Raw genomic sequence first — 2383 nt, 5'->3', positions numbered from 1 at the left:
TCTAGGTCGTCGGCAGCGTCAGTGTGTATAAGAGACAGAAATTATACAAATAACCCGTTAAATTAATAAGAGCTATAATTTTATACTTAGGTTAAATCAAAATGCGTCTAGAGCAGTTGCAAGCCTTTTTGGCGATTGTTCAAACTGGCAGCTTTCAACAAGCAGCAAAACAATGTGGTGTGACTCAATCAACTATTAGTAGGCAAATTCAGGCATTAGAAGCAGATTTAGGGATAGAACTATTTCATAGAACCTCCCATGCCAAATTAACGTTAGGTGGTGAACGATTACTTCCTCGTGTGCATAAAATATGTCAGGAATGGGAGTTGGCTACACAGGAATTAACAGATTTAATCGGAGGAAAGCAACCAGAACTATGTATTGCAGCGATACACTCAGTTTGTGCTTCTTACTTACCACCCGTGTTACAAAAGTTTTGTCATCATTATCCAGATGTCCAATTGCGAGTTACATCATTGGGAAGTGATCGCTCTCTGAAAGTCCTCAAAGATGGTTTGGTAGACTTAGCAATTGTCATGCACAATCGCTTTCTGATTACAGGCAAAGAAATGGCTATAGAATTCCTATACGAAGAACCCATAGAAGTCCTCACCGCAGCCAATCATCCCCTAGCTGAATATGAGTGTATCCCCTGGTTAGAGTTAATTCGTTATCCTCAAGTAGTATTTAAGGATGGTTATGGAATGCAACGTCTGATTCAAGATAAGTTTGAACAGATGAAAACTACACTTAAAACAGCTTTAGAAGTAAATACCCTAGATGCCTTTCGGGGGGTAGTTCGTCAAGGAGAACTCATTGCCTTACTTCCCCAGTCAGCACTCATAGAAGCCAAATATGACCCCACTCTGGCTGTCCGTCCCCTCTGCGAAAATAGTAATTTAGTTCATAATTCCCCCCTAACTCGTCAGGTAGTCATGGTAACAACTCAAGATCGTCTCCACATTCCTCCCATACAATATTTTTGGCAACTTGTCAAGGATAATATTCCTGAAAAATCTAGCAAGAGTTAGGAGTAAAAAAGAATTGTGGAAGGAGTTTCCTTATCAATTTGAGCCTATACAGCACTTTTCCTTTTAAATTGCCTTTTTTCACTAACAACTAACAATTAACAAATGACAAATGACAAATGACTAATAAATTTCGGGAATTTATCCAAAAAGTAGGTAGTGGAAGTCACACATCAGATCATTTAACCCGTACTGAAGCAGCTACTGCGACAAAAATGATGTTATTATCTGAGGCGACACCAGCACAAATTGGCGCGTTTTTAATTGCCCATCGGATTAAGCGCCCTACTGGGGAAGAGTTAGCAGGAATGTTAGATGCTTACTATGAACTAGGTCCAAAATTGTCGGCAATAGCCCAACCTGTCATCGTTTTGGGTATACCCCATGATGGCAGAACCCGTACTGCACCCATTAATATCATTATGGTTTTGTTATTAGCTGCTGCGGGACAACCTGTAATTATGCACGGTGGAGACCGCTTACCCACAAAATATGGTTTACCTTTAATCGAGATTTGGCAAGGTTTAGGAATAGATTGGACTGGTTTATCACTGAAACAAACCCAGGGGATTTTTGAAGAAACAGGAATTGGCTTTATTTACACACCCAAACATTTTCCTTTAAATCAAACTTTGTGGGAATATCGTGATCAATTGGGGAAACGTCCACCATTAGCAACAATGGAGTTAATTTGGTGTCCATACATGGGGGAAGCCCATATTATTGCCGGTTTTGTTCATCCACCTACGGAAGCAATGTTTCAAGCCGCTTTAGGATTACGTGGGGTGACAAAATATACTTTTGTTAAGGGCTTAGAAGGTAGTTGTGACTTACCACGCGATCGCACAGCCATTATTGGTTTATCTTCATCAAATCCAGAAACATTAACCCGTCTACAACTTTCACCCCGTGAATATGGCTTTACTACTAAAAATGTTCCTCTAACTACTACAGAAGAACTCATTCAAGGTATGCAAGGGGTTTTGACGGGAAAAGCCAGCGAATTAATGCAAACAGCCCTCTGGAATGGTGGTTTTTACTTATGGCGCAGTGGGATTTGTCCAGATATGCAAGCTGGTATAGATAAAGCCGCCGAATTAATTACCAGTGGTCTATTAGCTGCTAAACTGCACCAAATTAAGATGCTGCTGGGTTAAATTTATAACCCATTCTTTCTTCTAACTCCTGACTCGGTGACTCCTACTATTCCTAATTAATCCGCTTACTAAGGATCGTGGATTAAATAAGGTGTAATACTGCCAATGATAGCTATACACTAGAGGGGTAGATGGATGAACTGATAGATGATGCAAACTTACCCTGGTGAGATTGAGGTACAAATGCAACGATACTAT

The 2383-nt window shown here is 40.2% G+C and carries 2 protein-coding genes; both read left to right on the top strand.

Going from position 1 to position 2383, the window contains the following annotated elements; all coding sequences use genetic code 11:
* The first annotated feature begins 101 nt into the window (after window positions 1-101).
* Complete coding sequence (locus IQ228_RS24765; RefSeq protein ID WP_027404166.1) at window positions 102-1031, top strand: LysR family transcriptional regulator; 930 nt, start codon at window positions 102-104, stop codon at window positions 1029-1031.
* Window positions 1032-1147: 116 nt separating this feature from the next.
* Window positions 1148-2185, top strand: coding sequence for an anthranilate phosphoribosyltransferase family protein (locus IQ228_RS24760; RefSeq protein WP_027404165.1), 1038 nt, complete (start codon window positions 1148-1150; stop codon window positions 2183-2185).
* Window positions 2186-2383 lie beyond the last annotated feature (198 nt).

Source organism: Dolichospermum sp. LEGE 00246, from assembly GCF_015207865.1.
GTDB classification, from domain to species: domain Bacteria; phylum Cyanobacteriota; class Cyanobacteriia; order Cyanobacteriales; family Nostocaceae; genus Dolichospermum; species Dolichospermum heterosporum.
Note: the sequence above shows the minus strand (reverse complement) of the source record. Positions and strands in the feature narration are given on the sequence as shown.